The sequence below is a fragment of the Actinomycetospora corticicola genome (assembly GCF_013409505.1).
Lineage (GTDB): Bacteria > Actinomycetota > Actinomycetes > Mycobacteriales > Pseudonocardiaceae > Actinomycetospora > Actinomycetospora corticicola.
The window spans coordinates 1,022,965-1,039,770 of sequence record NZ_JACCBN010000001.1; the positions used below are offsets into that span (position 1 = coordinate 1,022,965).

Genomic DNA, 16,806 nt, shown 5'->3' on the forward strand with positions numbered 1-16,806 from the left:
TCCTTTCCTTGACGGGTGCTGCGGGAAGGCTAGGGGAGGACCTCAGGGGAGGACGACGACCTGGCCGCCGTACGACAGACCGGCGCCGAAGCCGACCAGCAGGGCGACGTCCCCGGACCGCACGCGGCCGGCGGCGCGCATGTGGTCGATCGCCATCGGGATCGACGCGGAGCTGGTGTTGCCGGAGTGCACGATGTCGTCGGCGACCACGAGGTCGTCGCGGGCGCCCTCGGCGCGGAGCTTCTTCGCGATCGCCTCGACGATCCGGAGGTTCGCCTGGTGCGGCACGAGGACGTCGATGTCGGCGGGGGTGAGCCCGGCCCGCTCGATCGCCTGCAGCGCCACCGGCGCGATCTTGGTGGTGGCCCAGCGGAACACCGCCTGGCCCTCCTGGCGGAGGTAGTTCTGCTCGTCGATGCCGATGGTCTTGACGAGGTCGCCGGCCGCGCCGAGGACGACGGGACCGACCCCGACCTCCTCGGGCGTCCCGGCCGCCGTCAGGACCGCGGCCCCCGCGGCGTCGGCGAAGATGATGCAGACGCTGCGGTCGTCCATGTCCAGCCAGTCGGTGAGCTTCTCCGACCCGACGACGAGGACGTTGCGCGCGCTGCCGGCCCGGATCATGTCCGCCCCGACGCCGACGCCGTAGCAGAACCCGGCGCAGGCCGCGTTGAGGTCGAATGCCGCGATCCCGTTGACGCCGATGCGGTCCGAGAGCTGGGCCGCCGCGTTCGGGATGGGGTTCGGCATCGTGCAGGTCGCGACGATCACGGCGTCGAGCTCGGTGGGGGCGAGCCCGGCGTCGGCGAGGGCCTTCGACCCGGCGTCGGCCCCCATGGAGACCACCGAGTCGGACTCGGCGGCGAACCGGCGCTCGACGATGCCGACGCGGCTGCGGATCCAGGCGTCGTCGGTGGCGACGCGCTGCGCCAGTTCGTCGTTGGTGACGACGCGGTCGGGCTGGGAGCTGCCCAGCCCGATGATGCGGGCCCCGGCGACCGGGGGAGCGGTGCGCAGGGACGTCACGAGGTCCCCCGCAGGGTCTCGACGGCGGACGCGAGGTGCTCGGGGGTGGAGACGTTCACGGTGGCGGTGCCCTTGATCTGACGCTTGACCATGCCGGTCAGCGTGCCGGCGGGGGTGAGCTCGACCGCGGCGGTGATGCCGCGCTCGCGCAGGGTGTCCATGCAGGCGTCCCACCGCACCGAGAGCGTCACCTGCGCGACGAGCCGGTCGAGCATGTCGTCCCCGGAGGTGACGACGGCGCCGTCGGCGTCGGAGAGCAGGGGCGTCGTCGGGTCGGCCGGGGCGAGCTCGGAGCGGTGCTCCGCGACCCACGAGGCCAGCGCCTTCTCGGCCGGCTCCATGAAGCGGGTGTGGAACGCGCCGGCGACGGCGAGCGGGCGGACCCGGGCCCCCTCCGGCGGCTCGGCGGCGAGCGCCTCGATGTCGCTGGTGCGGCCGGCCGCGACGACCTGACCGGCCCCGTTGCGGTTGGCCGGCTCGAGGTCGCGGGAGGCGAGCACGCGCAGCACCTCGTCGGAGTCCCCACCGAGGACCGCGGCCATGCTCGTCGGTTCGACCGCGCAGGCGGCCGCCATCTCCCGGCCGCGGACGGCGGCGAGCGCGACCGCACGGTCCGCCGCGAGCACGCCGGCGATGGCTGCGGCGGCGATCTCGCCCACCGAGTGCCCGGCCACGACCGTCCCCTCGGGGAGCCCGCCGGCCTCGTCCCGCAGCGCCTCCCACGACAGCAGCGCGCTCGCGACCAGCAGCGGCTGCGTCACGGCGGTGTCCGCGATCGCCTCGGCGTCGGCCTCCGTGCCCAGGTGCTCGAGGTCGAGCCCGGCGGCGGTGGAGAACTCGGCCAGCCGCTCCCGGGCGCCGGGCCGCTCCAGCCACGGCGCCAGCATCCCCGGCTTCTGGGCGCCCTGGCCGGGCGCGAGGATCGCGATCACGGCACGTACTCCATCACGGGCGGGTGGTCGGCAGCAGCACGTCGGGCGACGAATCCTCCTCCGGGTTCGTTGTCGGGTTCCTACAACGACCCCGTCCCGACGACGGGTCGTGCGCGATCGGTCGTCTCGGCCGCTCTCGTGCGGTGCCGGTCGGGCAACGGTGTCGGCGCAGGTCAGAGTGTCGCGTCCGGCTCCGGTGTGCTGTCGCCCGCACGGAGCCGGTCGAGCGCGATGGCCATTCGCAACAACGCCGACCCGCGCGCGTCGCCGGGGTGGGAGCCGGTGAGGTCGGCCACTCGTCGGAGGCGGTAGCGCACGGTGTTGGGGTGCACGTAGAGGGTCCGTGCGCACGCCTCCAGCACGCCGGCGTGGTCCAGGTAGGACTCGACGGTCTCGGTGAGGGCGCCCCCGGCCTCGCGCAGCGGGCGGGCGACCTCCTCGACGAGCGTGGTCACGGCCGTGCGGTCCCCGGCGAGCACCCGCTCCGGGAGCAGGTCCTCGGCGTCGACGGGCCGGGGCGCGCCGGGCCACGCCGCCACCGCGCGGTGGCCGGCGAGCGCCCGCGCCGCCGACTCGTGGGCCTCCAGCAGGCCGCCCACGACGGGCCCGGCCACCACGGGGCCGGGGCCGAACGCGTCGGTGAGCGTGAGGACCGCCTTCGACTCCCCGCGCAATCCGCCCCCCCTATCGGCGTGCTCGGATGCATGATCGGGAGCTCGTTCCTCGTCCGCGGACATGATCATCAGCAGGTGGCGGCCGTGGGCGCCCAGCAGCACCGCGGCCCCGGCGCGGTAGGCGGCGCGGCGGACACCGTGCAGCGGGTCGGGACCGGAGGGGCGCCGGGGGTCGGGGTCGGTCGCGGGCGGGTTGCCGACCAGCACCCGTGCCCGGGCCGCCGGATCCCAGCCGAGGGCGGCGGCGCGGGAGAGGACCGCGCCCGCCGAGTCCCCGGGGTTGCTGTCGCCGCGCACCACGGCGTCGACGACGAGGGCCTCGAGGCGGGCGTCCCAGGCCCCGCGCGCCTCGGCGGCCGACGCGTAGACGGTGGCGGCGGCGAAGGCGACCTCGCGGCCGAAGCGCAGCACGGCGGCGACGAGGGTGGCCCGCTCGGTGCGGCTGCCGCCGAGGGCGGGGATGCGTTCCTCGAAGACCTCGGTGGCGATGCGGACGAGCTCGACGGTCTGGCGGAGCGTCATCTGCCGCGCGAGGTCGGGCGGGGCGCTGCGGAAGGCCTCGGCGGTGAGGCGGGGCGTCGCGTCGGGATCGCGGAGCCAGGCGACGAAGTTGGCGGCGCCGAGCTGGGTGACCATGAGGACCCCGGCCCGCTGGTCGGCGGTGAGGCGGTCGAACCAGGGGAGCCGGGCGGACATCTCCGCGACACCGGCCCCGGCGATACCGCCGGTGGCGAGCTCCAGACGACGGAAGGTGTCCGCGGAGACCGGGGCCATCGGACCTCCCTCGTCGGAGCCGGGACCCGGAGCCGGAACTCGTAGCCGGGACTCCGGGGTGGAACGACGAACGGGGCCCCGCCCGGCATCAGCTGCCGGACGGAGCCCCGCTCGTGGTGAACGCGTGTACGCGCTACTTACAGCGGCGTGACCTGAACGGCCTGCAGGCCCTTCTGGCCCTGCTCGACGTCGAACGAGACGCGCTGCCCCTCGTCCAGGGTCCGGAACCCACGAGACTGGATCGCCGAGTAGTGGACGAAGACGTCAGCGCCACCACCGTCGGGAGCGAGGAAGCCGAAGCCCTTCTCGCTGTTGAACCACTTGACGGTGCCTTCTGCCATTCCTGCTCCTCATACCGATGTCCCAGGGGCTTCTTCCTGCCCCCGGCCTTCAAGCCGCCGCCGGAGCGATGTACTCCAACCGCCGGACCCGCCGCTCGTCTCGTTGGCTACGAGGTGGGAGCGGGCGGTCGGCCACAGCCTAGCGGCACCCCCGGGGGAGGAATCCAGCCCCGAGCGCCGAAAAGTCACCGCTCGGTCACGGGGACGGGGTGATCACGCCACGCCGCTGTCCGACTCCTGCGGCCCGGCCGCCTGCGGGTCGTGGATCTGGTAGCGCGCCGCGGCGTCCCGCACCGTCGACTGGTCGACCTCCCCGCGCCGCGCGAGTGCGGCCAGCACGGCGACGACGACGTTCTCGGCGTCCACCCCGAAGTGCCGCCGGGTGGCGGGCCGGGTGTCGGAGAGCCCGAAGCCGTCGGTGCCGAGCGTCGTGTAGTCACCGGGCACCCAGGGGCGGATGAGGTCGGGCACGGCGCGCATCCAGTCCGAGACCGCGACGACGGGACCGGCCGCCTCCGCGAGCGCGGTGGTCACGTACGGCGTGCGGGCCTCGGCCTCGGGGTGGGCCTGGTTGTGCTGCTCGCAGGCCACCCCGTCGCGGCGCAGCTCTCCGTAGGAGGTGGCCGACCACAGATCGGCCTGCACGCCCCACTCGCTCGCGAGCATCTCCTGGGCCCGCTGCGCCCACGTCATCGCGACGCCGGACGCGAGGATCTGGGCGCGCGGTCCCGGCCCGCCGGGGGCCTGGGCGTAGCGGTAGAGGCCGCGCAGCAGCCCGTCGACGTCGACCCCGTCGGGCTCGGCCGGCTGCCGGTAGGGCTCGTTGTAGACGGTCAGGTAGTACAGGACGTTCGGGTCGCGGCGGGTCGACGCCGCGGCCTCGTGGTCCGGCTCCGCGGGCGGGGACTCCTGGTCGTCCTGGCCGTACATCCGCTCCAGGCCGTCGCGGACGATGTGCCCGATCTCGAACGCGAACGCCGGGTCGTAGGCCACGACGGCGGGGTTGGTCGCCGCGAGCAGGTGCGAGTGCCCGTCGTTGTGCTGCAGGCCCTCGCCGACCAGCGTGGTCCGACCCGCCGTCGCGCCGAGCAGGAAGCCGCGCGCCATCTGGTCCGCCGCGGCCCAGATACCGTCGCCGGTGCGCTGGAACCCGAACATCGAGTAGAAGATGTAGATCGGGATCATCGGCTCGCCGTGCGTCGAGTAGGACGTGCCGACCGCGGTGAACGAGGCGACCGAGCCGGCCTCGTTGATGCCCTCGTGGAGCAGCTGCCCGGTCTCGGACTCGCGGTAGGCGAGCAGCTGGTCGGCGTCGACCGAGGTGTAGAGCTGGCCCAGCGGGTTGTAGATCTTCAGGTTGGAGAAGAACGAGTCCATCCCGAAGGTGCGGGCCTCGTCCGGGATGATCGGGACGACCCGCTTGCCGATGCCCTCGTCGCGGGTCAGCTCCTTGACCAGCCGGACGAACGCCATCGTCGTGGCGATCTCCTGCTTGCCCGAGCCGCGCTTGACGACGTCGTAGGCCTTGTCGCCGGGCAGCACCAGCGGCTTGTTCCGCAGGCGGCGCTCGGGGGAGGGGCCGCCGAGCTGGCGGCGGCGCTCGAGCATGTACTGGATCTCGGGCGCCTCCTTGCCCGGGTGGTAGTACGGCGGCAGGTAGGGGTCGCGCTCGAGCTCGGCGTCGCTGATGGGCACGCGGACCTCGTCGCGGAAGGTCTTGAGGTCCTGCAGCGTCAGCTTCTTCATCTGGTGGGTCGCGTTGCGGCCCTCGAACGTCGGGCCGAGCGTGTAGCCCTTGATCGACTTGGCGAGGATGACCGTCGGGCGTCCCTCGTGCTCCAGCGCGGCCTGGTAGGCGGCGTAGACCTTGCGGTAGTCGTGCGCGCCGCGCTTGAGGTTCCAGACGTCGTCGTCGGAGAGGTCCTTGACGAGTTCCTTCGTGCGCGGGTCGCGCCCGAAGAAGTGCTCGCGGACGTAGGCGCCGTCGTTGGCCTTGTAGGTCTGGAAGTCGCCGTCCGGCGTGGTGTTCATGAGGTTGATCAGGGCGCCGTCGCGGTCGGCGTGCAGCAGCCGGTCCCACTCGCGGCCCCAGATCACCTTGACGACGTTCCAGCCCGCGCCGCGGAAGAACGACTCGAGCTCCTGGATGACCTTGCCGTTGCCGTGCACCGGCCCGTCGAGGCGCTGCAGGTTGCAGTTGACGACGAAGGTGAGGTTGTCCAGGCCCTCGGCGCCGGCGACGTGGATGGCGCCGCGCGACTCCGGCTCGTCCATCTCGCCGTCGCCGAGGAACGCCCAGGTGTGCTGCTGGGAGGTGTCCTTCAGGCCGCGGTTGTGCAGGTACTTGTCGAAGCGGGCCTGGAAGATCGCGTTGATCGGGCCGAGGCCCATCGACACCGTCGGGTGCTCCCAGAACCACGGCATGAGCCGGGGGTGCGGGTACGACGGCAGGCCGCCGCCCGGCCCGGCGTGCGAGAGCTCCTGGCGGAACCCGTCGAGGTGCTCGGCGCCGAGGCGCCCCTCGAGGAAGGCGCGGGCGTAGATGCCGGGGGAGGCGTGCCCCTGGATGTAGACGTGGTCGCCGCCGCCCGGGTGGTCCTTGCCGCGGAAGAACCAGTTGAAGCCGACCTCGTAGAGCGAGGCGGCCGAGGCGTAGGTGGAGATGTGCCCGCCGACCCCGACGCCCGGGCGCTGTGCGCGGTGCACCATCGCGGCGGCGTTCCAGCGGATCCAGGCGCGGTAGCGGCGCTCGGTCTCCTCGTCGCCCGGGAACCACGGCTCCTGGTCGGTGGGGATGGTGTTGACGTAGTCGGTGGAGAACAGCGACGGCACGGCCACGCGGCGTTCGCGGGCGCGCTGCAGCAACTGCAGGATCAGGAAGCGTGCCCGCTGCTGGCCGGCCGAGTCGAGCACGCCGTCGAACGACTCGATCCACTCGGCGGTCTCGTCCGGGTCGATGTCGGGCAGGTGCGTGGAGAGCCCGTCCCGGATGACGTGCACGCGGTTGTCGTTACGGGAGTCGTTCTGCGCTGACAACTGCTGCCACTCCTCGTGCTCGTGGGCCCGCCGGTCGGGTGTGACGCGGACGATCGGAACCGATTCTGCCCGCGAGTTCACCGTCGGGCCCCTCCATGGTCACCCCGTGTCGCCGGAACGTCATCTCTACCGACGGGTAGCCCGCACGCGTCGAGTAACGCGACGACGTGACGTCGTCGACACCCCCGGCCGCGTGGCTGGTTGCGTACCGAACCCCGGCCGTGTTCGCTGTGCGTCACGACGCCCCGGCGGGGTGTCGTGGGAGGCGGACCCGTCGAGGTCCGCCCGGACACGGAGGAGGGACGGGAGACGTGGTCGCGGCCGCGGGGGACTCCGACGGCAGCCGGAGTGATCTGGCCAGCAAGCTCGGGGTCGAGCCGGGGATGATCGTCCAGGAAGTGGGCTGGGGCTCCGACGTCGACGACGACGTCCGGTCCGCGATCGAGGAACGCTGCGGCGAAGATCTCCTCGACGAGGACGCGCAGGAGGTCGTCGACGTGGTGCTCATGTGGTGGCGGGACGACGACGGTGACCTCGTCGACGCCCTCATGGACGCCCGCTCGCCCCTCGCCGACAACGGCGTGGTCTGGGTCCTCACGCCCAAGACCGGCCACGAGGGTCACGTGGAGCCCTCCGAGATCGCCGAGGCCGCGCCGACGGCGGGGCTCTCGCAGACCTCCAACGTCAACATCTCCGACGGTTGGGTCGGCACCCGGCTCGTGGCTCCGAAGTCGGGGAGCAAGGGACGGCGCTGAGGTCGATAGGGTGGCCGGTGCACCAGCCGGACCACCCTCACGAGGAGACGCACGCGCCATGACGGTCGAGGTCGGATCTCAGGCCCCCGAGTTCACGCTCCCGAACCAGGACCGCGAGGAGGTCTCGCTCGCGGACTTCCGCGGCAAGAAGGCCGTGCTCCTGGTGTTCTACCCGTTCGCCTTCTCCGGGATCTGCACCGGGGAGTTCTGCGAGGCCCGGGACGACCTGGCCGCCTACGTGAACGACGACGTGCAGCTCATCGGGGTGTCCTGCGACCCGGCCCCGACCCTGAAGGCGTGGGCCGACCAGGAGCGCTACAGCTTCCCGCTGCTCTCGGACTTCTGGCCGCACGGCGCCGTCGGCGCGAGCTACGGCGTGTTCTCCGCCGACCTCGGGTTCTCCTTCCGCGGCACGTTCCTGATCGACCGCGACGGCGTCGTCCGCTTCGCCGAGCAGAACGGTCCGGGCGAGGCGCGCGACCAGCAGGGCTGGAAGAACGCGATCGAGGAGCTCAAGGCCTCCGCCTAGGAATTCCCCGTTCCCGACGACGGGCCCCGGGTAGCGTTCCCGGGGCCCGTCGAGGGGCGCATAGCTCAGCGGTAGAGCGCCGGCCTTACAAGCCGTCGGTCGCAGGTTCGAATCCTGCTGCGCCCACCCCTCCGGCGGGGACGCCCGACCCGGGTCCGACCGCTCGCCGCGAGAATCACGTGGGGCAGGTTGTGGGGCCCGCCGGGATGCCTGGTGTGCACCTCGGCGCGTTCGGCCAGCGGCAACCCGCGGGTGGAACACCGACGGCCCCGTCGGGCACGGTGGGTCCCGTGTACCGCGTCGTCCTCCTGCGCCATGGCGAGACCCACGGCTACCTCGGCGACCTCGGGCTGACCGAGCTCGGGGAGTCCCAGGCCCGCGACCGGGGCCGACAGCTCGCGAAGGAACTCGCGACGACGGCACCGCCGGGCACCCGGGTGCGCTTCCCGCACGCACCGACCGCGCGGGGGACGGCGACGGCGGTGACGCTGCGCGCGACCGTCGTCGAGGCGCTCCCCGAGGGGCACGGCCTCGAGCTCGGCGAGCTGGAGCCGGACACGCACTTCGACAGCCTGCAGTTCTTCCACGACGGCGAGGCGCGCGAGTCCTCGGGGGTCGCGAAGGACCGCCGCGCGCTCGACCCGGGCAGCGGCGCCGACCCGGACTGGGCGCTGGAGTTCGACCGCTTCGACTCGAACTACGGCGAGCTCGCCAGGACCGGCGGACCCATCGACCGATGGCTGACCTCGACCACGCTGCGCTTCGAGCCGCCGCAGATCGCGGTGTACCGGCTGTGGGCCGGGGTCACCGCGCTCGCAGCGAAGCACGAGATCGCCCTGGTCAGCACCCACTCCGGTCCGATGCGGGCGTTCGTCGCCGCGGCGATCGGCCGTGACCCGGGCGAGCCGGAGAACCTCGAGCCGGTCGAGGTCACCGTCGACGGTCGCCTCGCGGAGGTCGTGTTCCGCGAGCACCGGGTGGTCGTCGAGGTCCCCGACCGGCTCCCGCCGTGGATCGCCCCCGGCTACGTGGCGGGGGAGCGCACGTAGTCCGCCAGGTGTTCCCCGGTGAGCGTCGAGCGGCCGGCGACGAGCTCGGCGGGCGTCCCGGTGAAGACCACCCGCCCGCCGTCGTGTCCGGCGCCCGGTCCGAGGTCGATGATCCAGTCGGCGTGGGCCATCACCGCCTGGTGGTGCTCGATGACGATGACCGACGTCCCGGCGTCGACCAGCCGGTCGAGCAGGCCGAGGAGGGCCTCGACGTCGGCGAGGTGCAGGCCCGTGGTCGGCTCGTCGAGGACGAACGTGCCGCCCTTCGTCCCGAGGTGGTCGGCCAGCTTGAGCCGCTGACGTTCCCCGCCGGACAGCGTGTTCAAGGGTTGCCCGAGCCGCAGGTACCCCAGCCCGACGTCGAGGAGCCGCGCCAAAATCCGGTGCGCGGCCGGTAGCTTCGCCTCTCCGCCGGCGAAGAACGCCTCCGCCTGCGCCACCGACATCGCGAGGACCTCGCTGATGTCCGCCCCGCCGAACCGGTACTCCAGCACGTCGGCCGAGAACCGCTTGCCCTCGCAGACCTCGCAGGTGACGGCCACCGAGGCGATCGGGCCGAGGTCGGTGTCGATCACCCCGGCGCCGTTGCAGTTCGGGCAGGCGCCCTCCGAGTTCGCGCTGAACAGGGCGGGCTTGACGCCGTTGGCCTTCGCGAACGCCTTGCGGATCGGCTCCAGCAGGCCGGTGTAGGTGGCCGGGTTGCTGCGCCGTGAGCCGCGGATCGGCGCCTGGTCGACGACCTCCACGCCCTCGAGCCCGGCGACCGAGCCGGTGACCAGCGAGCTCTTGCCCGACCCCGCGACCCCGGTCAACGCCACCAGCACCCCGAGCGGGACGTCGACGTCCACGTCGCGCAGGTTGTGCGTGTCGGCGCCCCGGACCTCGAGCCAGCCCGTGGGCGTCCGGACGGTGTCCTTGAGCGAGGCGCGGTCGTCCAGGTGGCGCCCCGTCACGGTGCCCCCGGCCCGCAGCTCCTCGACGGTGCCCTCGAACTGGATGGTGCCGCCCTCGGTGCCCGCGCCGGGCCCGAGGTCGACGACGTGGTCGGCGATCACGATCGTCTCGGGCTTGTGCTCGACGACCAGCACCGTGTTGCCCTTGTCCCGCAGTGCGAGCAGCAGCTCGTTCATGCGGGCGATGTCGTGCGGGTGCAGCCCGATCGTCGGCTCGTCGAAGACGTAGGTGACGTCGGTGAGCGCCGAGCCGAGGTGCCGGATCATCTTCGTCCGCTGGGCCTCGCCGCCGGACAACGTGCCCGACGGCCGCTCCAGGGCGAGGTAGCCGAGCCCGATGCGGACGAACGAGTCGAGCGTGTGCGACAGGGACTCCACGAGCGGCGCCACCGACGGCTCGTCGATCGTCCGCACCCACGCCGCGAGGTCGCTGATCTGCATCGCGCTCGCCTCGGCGATGTTCATTCCGCGGATCCGCGACGACCGGGCCGCCTCGGTCAGCCGGGTGCCCGCGCACTCCGGGCAGGTGGTGAAGACGACGGCCCGGTCGACGAAGGCGCGGATGTGGGGCTGCATCGCCTCCCGGTCCTTCGACAGCATCGACTTCTGGATCTTCGGGATGAGCCCCTCGTAGGTGAGGTTGATGCCCTCCACCTGGATCTTCGTCGGCTCCCGGTAGAGCAGGTCGTGCAGCTCGCGCTTCGTGTACCTCGCGATCGGCTTCGCGGTGTCGAAGAAGCCGCTGCCCTTGAAGATGCGGCCGAACCAGCCGTCCATGCTGTAGCCGGGGATGGTGAACGGGCCCTCGTCGAGCGACTTGCCGGCGTCGTAGAGGGCCGTGAGGTCGAAGTCGGAGACCGCGCCCCGACCCTCGCACCGCGGGCACATCCCCCCGGTGATCGAGAACTCGCGGCGTTCCTTGACCTGCTGGCCGTTCTTCGTGGTGGTCACCGCGCCGGCCCCGCTGACCGAGGCCACGTTGAACGAGAAGGCCTGCGCCGGACCGATGTGCGGCTGCCCGAGACGGCTGAACAGGATGCGGAGCATCGCGCCCGCGTCGGTCGCCGTGCCCACCGTCGACCGCGGGTCGGCCCCGAGCCGTTGCTGGTCGACGATGATCGCGGTGGTCAGCCCGTCGAGGACGTCGACGTCGGGCCGCGCGAGCGTCGGCATGAAGCCCTGCACGAACGACGGGTACGTCTCGTTGATCAGCCGCTGCGACTCGGCCGCGATCGTGGCGAACACCAGCGAGCTCTTGCCCGAGCCCGACACCCCCGTGAACACCGTCAGCCGACGCTTCGGCAGGTCCACGTCGACGTCGCGCAGGTTGTTCTCCCGCGCGCCGAGCACGCGGATCCGCTCGTGCGCGTCGGCGGCGTGCCGGCTCTCGGTGCTCATCTCGTCTCCTCGCTCGCGGACCGTGCATCCCCTCGACCCGGTCCGTCCCCGGAACGTGACGCGAGGCTAGCGAGGACCCCCGACACCCACGTCCGGACCGGACACCGCGCGTAGGGTCTGTGGACGTGCCACGCGTCGGGACGACCTGAGTGCTCCGAGGTCGGCTCCCCGCCTTCGTCGCCGCGTCCGTCTCCCTGGTCGCGGTCTGCGGCGCGGCGGGCGTCCCCGCGCCGCTCTACGTGGTCTACGAGCAGACCTACGGGCTCCCGCCGGTCGCGCTCACCGGGGCCTTCGCGATCTACATCGTCCCGCTGCTGGTCGCGCTCCTGTGCTGCGGCAGCCTGTCCGACCACGTGGGACGCAAGCGGGTCGCAGTCCCGGCGATCCTGACGGGGGCCCTGGCCTGCCTGGTGCTCACCACGGTGGACGCGGCGGCCCCGCTGATCCTCGGCCGGGCGATCCAGGGGCTCTCGGTGGGCCTCGCGCTGTCCGCGCTCGGCGCCTTCGTCGTCGACCTCGTGCCCCCGTCGCGCCCCGGCCTCGCGGGCGCGGTGACCAGCGGGGCCCCGCCCGGCGGCATCGCGCTCGGGGCCCTCGCATCGGGCGCCGCGGTCCAGCTCGCGCCCCGGACGGCGCCGGTCGGGTCGTTCCTGGGCACGGCCGCGGTGCTCGTGGCGGCCGCGGTGACCGTCGCGCTCCTGCCGGAGACGGTCACACGGGGCCCGGGCGCCCTCCGGTCCCTGCGTCCGGTGGTGCACATCCCGCGCAGTGCGCGGCCGGTGTTCCCCGCGGTGTGCCTGCTGGTGGCGGCCACCTACGTCCTGGGTGGCTTCACCCAGGCCCTCGCCCCGTCCCTGGCCGTGACGGTGCTGGGGCGCGAGGACCTGTTCAGCGGTGCCCTCGCGGTGGCGGTCTACCACCTCGCCGGCCCGACGGCGGGTCTGGCGGCCAACCGCCTGCGCGCCACCCACGCGCTGGTCGGCGGGGCCGCCGTCCTGGCCGCGGGCACCGCGGGCTTCGTGGCGGCGATCGCGATCGGGAGCTTCGGGGCCTATCTCGCCGCGGCCGTCGTCGCCGGGGCCGGGTTCGGGGTCGCCTTCGCGGGCGCCATGCGGGTGCTGCTCGACCGGAGCCCCGCGGGCGCCCACGCCGGGACCCTCTCGGCCATCTACCTGTTCTGCTACCTCGCGGCCGCGGTCTCGAGCCTGCTCGCCGGGGTGGCGGTGGGGATCTGGGGGCTCGCCGCGGTCGCGTCCGTGCTCTGCGGCGTGGTCGTCGTGCTGGTGGCGACCGGGACCGCCGGGTCGGTCCTGCGGATGCGTCCCGCGACCTGACCCTGATCGGGGTCACCACGGGACCGCCCGACCTGCCACCCTCCGTCGGATGACCGACCAGATCGCCGACCACTACGGCCGGCTCGCGGCGACCTACGACGACCACTGGGCCTACGACCCGGAGTACGTCCGGGCCTTCACCCGGGCCATGTCCGGGGCCCTGCGGCTCCACCCGGGGGACGCGATCGTCGACGTCGGGTGCGGGACCGGCCTGTACACCCGTCAGCTCGCCGACGACGTGGCCCCGCTGCGCCCGATCGTCTGTGTCGACCCGAGCGCGGCGATGCTGGATCGGATCCCGGCGTCACCGTCGCTGCGGCCGGTGCTGGCGAGCGCCGAGGACGTCGCGACCGGCCGGGTGTCGCTGCCCGTGCCGGGGCCGGTGGACGCCGTGCTGGTCAAGGAGGCGATCCACCACGTCTCCGACCGCGCGGCGACCCTGCGAGGTCTGGCCGGGCTGCTCTCCGACCACGGCCGGCTCCTGGTGGTGATGCTGCCGACGACCATCCCGCACCCGCTCTTCGCCGCGGCCCACGAGCGTTTCGAGCAGCTCCAGCCCGACCCCACGGAGATCCGGGAGGCCCTCGTCGCGGCGGGCCTGCGCACGTCGCTGACCCACCGCACCTTCCATGTCGCGATCGACCGCGAGCGGTACGTGCGCATGCTCGAGTCGCGCTACATGTCGGTGCTCGGCGAGTTCTCCGAGGACGAGCTGGCCGAGGGCATCGCCCAGTTCCGCCACGCCTACCGCGAGGACCCGGTGCTGCGCTTCGACGACCACTTCGTCTTCCTGCGGGGCTCGGTCCCGCCGGCCTGAGCGCGCCCGTAACACCGCTGTCTCGACAGCGGTCACGCCGACTGGCAGGTTCGGCGGAGAGATCAGCTCCTGCGCATGGATGCCGGTCGCGACCGACGGGAGCGAGACGATGCCCCTGTACGCCTACCGCTGCGGGACGGACGGCGCGCTCGAGGTGATGGCCCCGATGGGCAGCGCGCCGGCGACGACCGCGTGCCCGGCCTGCGGGGCCGAGGCGGTCCGCGTCATGACGGCACCGCGCCTCGGAGGCACCCGACGGGCCGAGCGGGCCGCGATCGACCGGGCCGAGGCATCCCGCACCGAGCCCACGGTGGTCTCGTCGCCCCCGCCGCGTCCACGGACGGCACCGGCGCCCCGGCTCGACCCGCGGACCGCGGCCCTGCCCCGGCCCTGAGCGGTCACCCCCGAAGCCCCCGCACGACCCCGCACCGAGGGAGAGACCCGATGCCCCAGCAGGTGTTCCCGCTCGACAGCACGAAGGCCTTCACCGACCAGGAGAAGATCGGCCACAACCGCTGGCACCCCGACATCCCCGCCCAGGTGCACGTGAAGCCGGGGGACACGTTCCGGGTCGACTGCCGCGAGTGGTTCGACGGTGCGATCCACAACGACGACTCGGCCGACGACATCCTCAACGCCCCGCTGAACGGGGTGCACGTGCTGTCCGGGCCGATCGCGGTCGAGGGCGCGCAGCCCGGTGACCTCCTGATCGTCGACATCCTCGACGTCGGGCCGATCCCGCAGGAGGACTCCGGCCCGCTCGCCGGGCAGGGCTGGGGCTACACCGGGGTCTTCGCGAAGTCCAACGGCGGCGGCTTCCTCACCGACCAGTTCCCGGACGCCTACAAGGTCGTCTGGGACTTCCAGGGCGGGAAGGCGACGTCGCGGCACGTCCCGCACGTCGAGTTCACCGGGATCGTCCACCCCGGCCTCATGGGGACGGCCCCCTCGCACGACCTGCTGGGCCGGTGGAACTCCCGCGAGCAGGCCCTGATCGACACGAACCCGGGGGCCGTGCCGCCCCTCGCGCTCCCGCCGCAGCCGGACGCGGCGGTCCTCGGGTCGCTGACCGGCGACGAGTACGAGCGGGCCCGCGGCGAGGCCGCCCGCACCGCGCCGCCCCGGGAGAACGGCGGCAACCAGGACATCAAGAACTTCACCAAGGGCAGCCGCGTCTTCTACCCCGTGTTCGTCGACGGCGCGAACCTCTCGATGGGCGACCTGCACTTCTCCCAGGGCGACGGCGAGATCACGTTCTGCGGGGCGATCGAGATGGGCGGGTTCATCGACCTGCACGTCGACCTGATCAAGGGCGGGATGGAGACCTACGGCGTCTCCGAGAACGCGATCTTCATCCCGGGCAACACCGACCCGCAGTACAGCGAGTGGATCGCCTTCTCCGGCACGTCGGTGACGCTCGACGGCGAGCAGCGCTACCTCGACTCGCACCTGTCGTACCAGCGGGCCTGCCTGCACGCGATCGACTACCTGACGACGTTCGGCTACTCGCCGATCCAGGCCTACATGATCCTGGGCGCGGCGCCGATCGAGGGCCGGCTCTCCGGCGTCGTCGACATCCCGAACTCGTGCTCGACGGTGTACCTGCCGACCGGCATCTTCGACTTCGACGTCAAGCCCGGGAAGAACGGGCCGACGCGGATCGACCCGGGCCAGGGCGTGCCCATGAGCCGGGGCTGACCCGGCGGCGGGGCTGACCCGGCGGCAGGTGCGACCCGCCGTCAGGACAGCACGGAGAGGTCGCCGGTCCGGGCGACCTCGCCGAACAGCTCCGCGCTCCGCCGGGGGACGCGCCGCAGCCCGTCGGCCCGGTCGATCCCGACGAGCCCGAACGTCGGCCGGTAGCCGACGGCCCACTCGAAGTTGTCGAACGACGACCAGTACAGGTAGCCGCGGACGTCGATCCCGTCGGCGAGGGCGGCCGCGACCTCGCCGAGGTGGGAGGCGAGGTAGCGCACCCGCTGGTCGTCGTCCGTCGTCGCGATCCCGTTCTCCGTCACGACGACGGGGAGCCCGGCCTCGGCGATCCGGCGCAGCACCGCGCCGAAGCCGGCCGGGTACACCTCCCAGCCCATGAGCGTCGTCTCCGCGCCCTCGGGCGGACCCGCCGTCAGGTCGGGCGACGTCGCGTCGATCAGGGCCCGCGAGTAGTACTGCAGCCCCACGAAGTCGCCGACGTCGCCGCCCGCGCGCAGGTCGTCGAGGTGGGTGTCGACCATGACCATCCGTGCTGCGGCCGCCGCGCCCTCGTCGGCCTCGTCGCCCGGGCGCAGCGGCTCGAGGTGCGGCAGGTGCAGGCAGGTCCCGAGCTGCGCCGACCCCGGTCCGGCGCGCAGCACCTCGACGGCCCTCCGGTGGGCCGCCGCGAGCACCCCGTTGACCGTGACGGCCTCGGTCAGATCGCGGTGCCCGGGCGGGAACTGGCCGGAGAGGTAGCACTCGCGCGCGACGATCTGCGGCTCGTTGATCGTGCAGACGTAGGGCATCCGGTCGCCGAGTGCGGCGGAGACCCGCGCGACGTACCGGGCGAACACGTCGAGCGCATCCGGCGCGAGCCAGCCGCCGCGGGCGGCGAACCAGCGGGGGAGCGTGAAGTGGTGCAGCGTCACGAAGGCCGTGAGCCCGTGCCGCGCGAGGGAGTCGAGCATGCGCCCGTAGTGGTCCAGCGCCGCCGTCGAGAACTCGCCCTCGGCCGGCTCGATGCGCGACCACTCGAGGGAGAACCGGTGCGCGTTCTGGCCGAGCGAGGCGAGCAGGGCGAAGTCGTCGTCGTAGCGGTGGTAGTGGTCGATCGCGTCGCCGGAGGGCTCGACGCAGGGCGAGGCCGGGTCGTGCTCCCAGTCCCACCAGTCGTTGTTCGTGTTGTTGCCCTCGACCTGGTGGCTGGCGGTGGCGCTGCCCCAGTGGAAACCCGGCGGGAAGATCGGCACGGTCGCCCACCCTGGCATGACCGGCCGGACGGCGTGGGCAACGGTGCGGTGGGCACGATCAGGCGACTCGCTCTGCGCCTGATTCGTCACTCGTTGCACACTTGTCCCGGCGCGCTGGGGGCGGCTGCGCGGGAGGGGGAGCGTCGTGTCCGACAACATCACCTACCGTTATGTGGTCCCGCCCGGGTGGCCGCAGCCCCCGGTCGGGTGGGCGCCGCCGCAGGGCTGGGTCCCCGACCC

Annotated in this window: 14 protein-coding genes and 1 tRNA gene; 8 read left to right on the forward strand and 7 right to left on the reverse strand. The window is 73.0% G+C overall.

Going from position 1 to position 16,806, the window contains the following annotated elements; genetic code table 11:
- Window positions 1-42 precede the first annotated feature (42 nt).
- The 5 genes from BJ983_RS04820 to aceE form a co-directional block, all read right to left on the reverse strand.
- Window positions 43-1,026, reverse strand: coding sequence for a beta-ketoacyl-ACP synthase 3 (locus tag BJ983_RS04820; protein ID WP_179792779.1), 984 nt, complete (start codon window positions 1,024-1,026; stop codon window positions 43-45).
- Entirely contained in the window at window positions 1,023-1,958 is a 936-nt protein-coding gene (locus BJ983_RS04825; protein WP_179792780.1) for an acyltransferase domain-containing protein, read from the reverse strand. Before BJ983_RS04825 ends, BJ983_RS04820 begins: the two co-directional genes overlap by 4 nt.
- A 173-nt stretch (window positions 1,959-2,131) precedes the next feature.
- A complete protein-coding gene (locus BJ983_RS04830; RefSeq protein ID WP_179792781.1) occupies window positions 2,132-3,406 on the reverse strand; it encodes a PucR family transcriptional regulator in 1,275 nt (424 codons plus the stop codon).
- 137 nt (window positions 3,407-3,543) lie between these two features.
- Window positions 3,544-3,747, reverse strand: coding sequence for a cold-shock protein (locus BJ983_RS04835; RefSeq protein ID WP_018331418.1), 204 nt, complete (start codon window positions 3,745-3,747; stop codon window positions 3,544-3,546).
- A gap of 213 nt (window positions 3,748-3,960) precedes the next feature.
- The gene (aceE, locus tag BJ983_RS04840; protein ID WP_343053726.1) at window positions 3,961-6,747 is read right to left on the reverse strand and encodes a pyruvate dehydrogenase (acetyl-transferring), homodimeric type; all 2,787 of its coding nucleotides are present in this window, start codon (window positions 6,745-6,747) and stop codon (window positions 3,961-3,963) included.
- Window positions 6,748-7,094: 347 nt separating this feature from the next.
- Between aceE and BJ983_RS04845 the strand changes: the two genes are divergently transcribed.
- The 4 genes from BJ983_RS04845 (at window position 7,095) to BJ983_RS04860 (ending at window position 9,116) form a co-directional block, all read left to right on the forward strand.
- The gene (locus tag BJ983_RS04845) at window positions 7,095-7,538 is read left to right on the forward strand and encodes a DUF3052 family protein (RefSeq protein WP_179792783.1); all 444 of its coding nucleotides are present in this window, start codon (window positions 7,095-7,097) and stop codon (window positions 7,536-7,538) included.
- A 58-nt stretch (window positions 7,539-7,596) separates the two neighbouring features.
- A complete protein-coding gene (locus tag BJ983_RS04850; protein WP_179792784.1) occupies window positions 7,597-8,067 on the forward strand; it encodes a peroxiredoxin in 471 nt (156 codons plus the stop codon).
- A gap of 54 nt (window positions 8,068-8,121) precedes the next feature.
- Window positions 8,122-8,193, forward strand: a tRNA-Val gene (locus tag BJ983_RS04855).
- A 164-nt stretch (window positions 8,194-8,357) separates the two neighbouring features.
- Window positions 8,358-9,116 carry a histidine phosphatase family protein gene (locus BJ983_RS04860; RefSeq protein ID WP_179792785.1) on the forward strand — a complete coding sequence of 253 codons (759 nt, stop codon included), beginning with the start codon at window positions 8,358-8,360 and terminating at the stop codon, window positions 9,114-9,116.
- Here the strand turns inward: BJ983_RS04860 and BJ983_RS04865 are convergent.
- Window positions 9,092-11,467 carry an excinuclease ABC subunit UvrA gene (locus BJ983_RS04865; protein ID WP_179792786.1) on the reverse strand — a complete coding sequence of 792 codons (2,376 nt, stop codon included), beginning with the start codon at window positions 11,465-11,467 and terminating at the stop codon, window positions 9,092-9,094. The two genes, BJ983_RS04860 and BJ983_RS04865, sit on opposite strands and share 25 nt — an antisense overlap.
- Before the next feature lie 149 nt (window positions 11,468-11,616).
- On the opposite strand from BJ983_RS04865, the gene BJ983_RS04870 reads away from it, so the two are divergent.
- From BJ983_RS04870 to fmdA, 4 genes are all read left to right on the forward strand, one after another.
- The gene (locus BJ983_RS04870; RefSeq protein WP_179792787.1) at window positions 11,617-12,801 is read left to right on the forward strand and encodes an MFS transporter; all 1,185 of its coding nucleotides are present in this window, start codon (window positions 11,617-11,619) and stop codon (window positions 12,799-12,801) included.
- A 49-nt stretch (window positions 12,802-12,850) separates the two neighbouring features.
- A complete protein-coding gene (locus BJ983_RS04875) occupies window positions 12,851-13,618 on the forward strand; it encodes a class I SAM-dependent methyltransferase (RefSeq protein WP_179792788.1) in 768 nt (255 codons plus the stop codon).
- A gap of 109 nt (window positions 13,619-13,727) precedes the next feature.
- The gene (locus tag BJ983_RS04880) at window positions 13,728-14,012 is read left to right on the forward strand and encodes an FmdB family zinc ribbon protein (protein ID WP_179792789.1); all 285 of its coding nucleotides are present in this window, start codon (window positions 13,728-13,730) and stop codon (window positions 14,010-14,012) included.
- A gap of 50 nt (window positions 14,013-14,062) precedes the next feature.
- Window positions 14,063-15,316 carry a formamidase gene (fmdA, locus tag BJ983_RS04885; RefSeq protein WP_179792790.1) on the forward strand — a complete coding sequence of 418 codons (1,254 nt, stop codon included), beginning with the start codon at window positions 14,063-14,065 and terminating at the stop codon, window positions 15,314-15,316.
- A gap of 41 nt (window positions 15,317-15,357) precedes the next feature.
- Here the strand turns inward: fmdA and BJ983_RS04890 are convergent, their stop codons facing one another.
- Window positions 15,358-16,566 (reverse strand): glycoside hydrolase family 1 protein, encoded by a 1,209-nt coding sequence (locus tag BJ983_RS04890; protein WP_343053730.1) that lies wholly within the window; start codon window positions 16,564-16,566, stop codon window positions 15,358-15,360.
- Window positions 16,567-16,806: the final 240 nt, after the last annotated feature.